This window comes from Streptomyces sp. B1866 (genome assembly GCF_031932565.1).
GTDB lineage: Bacteria > Actinomycetota > Actinomycetes > Streptomycetales > Streptomycetaceae > Streptomyces.
In genome coordinates, this window is the sequence record NZ_JAVSCF010000396.1 from 1 (window position 1) to 3,685 (window position 3,685).

The 3,685-nt window shown below is 75.7% G+C and carries 5 protein-coding genes; 1 reads left to right on the plus strand and 4 read right to left on the minus strand.

The window, feature by feature from the left end:
* Positions 1 to 138: 138 nt before the first annotated feature.
* The 4 genes from RKE29_RS28570 to RKE29_RS28585 all read right to left on the minus strand — a co-directional run bounded on the left by RKE29_RS28570 (position 139) and on the right by RKE29_RS28585 (position 3,089).
* On the minus strand, positions 139 to 1,860 hold the full coding sequence (locus RKE29_RS28570) for an urease subunit alpha (protein WP_312008598.1): 1,722 nt from the start codon (positions 1,858 to 1,860) through the stop codon (positions 139 to 141).
* Positions 1,853 to 2,164, minus strand: a complete 312-nt coding sequence (locus RKE29_RS28575) for an urease subunit beta (protein WP_312008599.1) — start codon at positions 2,162 to 2,164, stop codon at positions 1,853 to 1,855. Before RKE29_RS28575 ends, RKE29_RS28570 begins: the two co-directional genes overlap by 8 nt.
* A gap of 65 nt (positions 2,165 to 2,229) precedes the next feature.
* Entirely contained in the window at positions 2,230 to 2,532 is a 303-nt protein-coding gene (locus tag RKE29_RS28580) for an urease subunit gamma (RefSeq protein ID WP_312008600.1), read from the minus strand.
* A gap of 260 nt (positions 2,533 to 2,792) precedes the next feature.
* Positions 2,793 to 3,089 (minus strand): type II toxin-antitoxin system Phd/YefM family antitoxin, encoded by a 297-nt coding sequence (locus RKE29_RS28585; protein ID WP_312008601.1) that lies wholly within the window; start codon positions 3,087 to 3,089, stop codon positions 2,793 to 2,795.
* A 159-nt stretch (positions 3,090 to 3,248) separates the two neighbouring features.
* Here RKE29_RS28585 and RKE29_RS28590 point away from each other — a divergent pair, with 159 nt between their 5' ends.
* Positions 3,249 to 3,578 carry a hypothetical protein gene (locus RKE29_RS28590; protein ID WP_312008602.1) on the plus strand — a complete coding sequence of 110 codons (330 nt, stop codon included), beginning with the start codon at positions 3,249 to 3,251 and terminating at the stop codon, positions 3,576 to 3,578.
* Positions 3,579 to 3,685: the final 107 nt, after the last annotated feature.

A 3,685-nucleotide genomic window follows, 5' to 3' on the forward strand; every position in this document is an offset into this window, starting at 1 on the left:
GGGCGTGCCCGCCCGCGGGCAGGCGGCCGTCGGCCAGCACGAGCAGCGCCGCGCGCGCCGCGGGCCCGCCGCCGGGCCCGGCGGCCGGTCCGGGGTGTGCGGGGTCCGCCGGGGAGGGGGGTTCAGGGGCGGTCACGGTCAGAAGAGGAAGTAGCGCTGGGCCATGGGCAGCACGGTGGCGGGGGCCGGTTCGACGCGCTCGCCGTCGATGGTGACGGTGAAGGTGTCGGGGTCGACCTCGACCCGCGGCAGGGCGTCGTTGAGGCGCATGTCGGCCTTGGTGACGCCGCGGGTGCCGCGGATGGCGACGAACCGCTTGGCCAGGCCGAGCCGGTCCGGCAGGCCGTCCTCCAGGGCCGCGGCGGTGACGAAGGTGACCGAGCCCGCGGCCGCGGCGCGGCCCTGGGCGCCGAACATGGGCCGCGGCAGCACCGGCTGCGGGGTGGGGATGGACGCGTTGGCGTCGCCCATCTGCGCGTACGCGATCTGCCCGCCCTTGAGCACCAGGTCGGGCTTGACTCCGAAGAACGCCGGGTCCCACAGCACCAGGTCGGCGAGCTTGCCGGGTTCGACGGAGCCGATCTCGGCGTCCAGGCCCTGGGCGACGGCCGGGTTGATGGTGTATTTGGCGACATAGCGCCGGGCGCGGTGGTTGTCGGCGCGGCCGTCGCCGGGCAGCGCCCCGCGGCGGGCCTTCATCACGTGCGCGGTCTGCCAGGTGCGCAGGACCACCTCGCCGACCCGGCCCATGGCCTGGGAGTCGGAGGAGATGATCGAGATGGCGCCGAGGTCGTGCAGGACGTCCTCGGCGGCGATGGTGCTCGGCCGGATGCGGGACTCGGCGAAGGCCAGGTCCTCCGGGACGGCGGGGTTGAGGTGGTGGCAGACCATCAGCATGTCGAGGTGTTCCTCGACGGTGTTGACGGTGTGCGGCCGGGTGGGGTTGGTGGAGCTGGGCAGCACGTTCGGCTGGGAGACCACGGTGATGATGTCGGGCGCGTGCCCGCCGCCCGCGCCCTCGGTGTGGTAGGCGTGGATCGAGCGTCCGGCGATGGCGGCGAGGGTGTCGCCGACGAAGCCCGCCTCGTTGAGCGTGTCGGTGTGGATGGCGAGCTGCGCGCCGCTCTCCTCGCAGACCGCCAGGCAGGCGTCGATGACGGCCGGGGTCGCCCCCCAGTCCTCGTGGATCTTGAACCCGACGGCGCCGCCGCGCAGCTGCGAGCGCATCGCCTCGCGCGAGACGGTGTTGCCCTTGCCCAGCAGGCCGATGTTGACCGGGCAGCCCTCCAGGGCCTCGAACATCCGGGCGAGGTGCCAGGGGCCCGGGGTGACGGTGGTGGCCTTGGTGCCCTCGGCCGGTCCGGTGCCGCCGCCGAGCAGGGTGGTGACGCCCGACGCGAGCGCCTCGTCCACGATCCGGGGGGCGATGAAGTGGACGTGCGCGTCGATGGCCCCGGCGGTGAGGATCCGGCCGCCTCCCGCGATGATCTCGGTCTCCGGTCCGATGACGAGGCCGGGGTGCACGCCGTCCATGATGTCGGGGTTGCCGGCCTTGCCGAGCGCGGTGATCCGCCCGTCGCGCAGGCCGACGTCGGCCTTGACCACACCCCAGTGGTCGAGCACCACCGCGCCGGTGATCACCGTGTCCGGGGTCCCCTCGGCGCGGGTGGCGCGGGACTGCCCCATGGACTCGCGGATCACCTTGCCGCCGCCGAAGACCGCCTCGTCGCCGGCCCGGCCCGGGCCGCCGGCGCGGTCCTCCTCGATCTCGATCAGCAGGCCGGTGTCGGCGAGTCGTATACGGTCGCCGGTGGTCGGGCCGAACAGTCCGGCGTACGCGGCGCGGTCCATGTCAGCCATCGAGCGGCCCTCCGGTCTCCCCGCGCAGCCCCGGCACGACGCGGCGGCCCGCCAGCGGCACCAGGCCGACCTCGACCGGCACGCCGGGCTCGAAGCGCACGGCGGTGCCCGCAGGGATGTCCAGCCGCCTGCCGCGGGCGGCGGCGCGGTCGAAGTCGAGGCCCGGGTTGGCTTCGGCGAAGTGGTAGTGGGAGCCGACCTGCACGGGCCGGTCGGCGGTGTTGAGCACGGTCAGCCGGGTGACGGGGCGGCCCTCGTTCAGGCGCACCGGCTCGTCCGCGTAACTGATCTCTCCGGGCACCATACGCAGGGTCTCTCCTTCCGGCGGGTCCCGCGGGCTGTCGTCGAAGGCGGCCGGCACCGGCCCGGTCAGGGGATCGGCTGATGTACGGTCACCAGCTTGGTGCCGTCCGGGAAGGTGGCCTCGACCTGCACGTCGGGGATCATCTCGGGGACGCCCTCCATGACGTCCTCACGGGTGAGGACGGTGCGGCCGGAGGCCATCAGCTCGGCGACGGTGCGGCCGTCGCGGGCGCCTTCGAGGAGGTGGGCCGTGATGAGGGCGACCGCCTCGGGGTGGTTGAGCAGCACGCCCCGGGCGCGCCGCCGGTCCGCCACGTCGGCGGCCACGTGGATGAGCAGCCGTTCCTGCTCGTGCGGGGTCAGTCGCACGGATCCCACCTCACACTCGTCCCGCAGGGCCTCCCGCCGCGCGGCGGGAGGCGCTCCCGCCCGGCGGCGGCCGTCCCCGGCCCGGCCCGGGCGGCTCGTACCGGATTGGCGCAGGCTAGTGCCGAATCGTTACGGCGGCGTTACGCGGCGCGCCGGGGCGTCGACGGTGCCGCCTCCGCCGCGCCGGGCGCCGGGCGCGGCCGGGCGTTCCGGTACGGCCTGGTGTCCCGGCGGACGGTTCGGCCCGCGCCGGCGGGCCGTCAGCGCTCGTGCGGGCGGTCGGCGGGCCCGGCCTCGCGGTGCTCGGCCGCGATGCCGAACCGGCGCCGTTCGCCGGCAGCGGACGCGGCCGGGCGGACGGCCGAGACCGTGCTGATCACCTGCTCCTGCGCCTCCTCGTCGCCCTCTTCGAGCCGTTGCAGGTCAGCGGCTGACACCAGGGCGACGAGCGGCTTGCCGTGGCGCGTGACGACCACGCGCTCACCGCCGTACACCACGCGGTTGATCAGGTCCGCGAGCTCCGCGCGGGCTTGCGTCACCGGAATCTCGTACGCCATGCTCCCAGCATAGCCTTATGTACGTCCTGTACATTTTCCCCGGACGCCGCCGCCCCGGCACGCCACGTCAGGAGACGCGATGCAGCCCACCGCCACCCGCCACTCCCCGCCCGGCCGCACCGAGCGCCCCGGCTCCGGGCCGCGCGCCGCGGGGTGACGGTGGTGCTGCCCGAACCGGCCCCGCTGCCCGCGCTGACCCGCGCCGAGGGCGAGCTGGTCGACCGCTACCTGGAGGCGCTGGACCTGATGGGCCGGATCAATCCGGCCCGCGGCGGGGACACCTACCGGGGGCTGCGCGCCGCCCAGGCCCTGGTGCGGAAGGCGGCCGAGCTGCGGGACGCGCTGGCGCTGATGCACGAGCGGGGCGAGAGCGAGGTGCACGCGACGACCCTGGCGCGCGCCCTGCGGGTGCTGGACGGGGAGCGGCGGTCCGGCCGGGTCGCCGTGCCTCCGGCCGGGCCCGGACCGCTCCCGGGCCCCCGGCCCTGACGCCCCGGGTCCCGCGCCGCCTCCCCGCACCGGCATGCGGACCGGCGCCTGCCGTCCCGCACCGGCCGGACCGGCCCTGGGCCGCACCCGGCGCGCCGGCGGCCTGT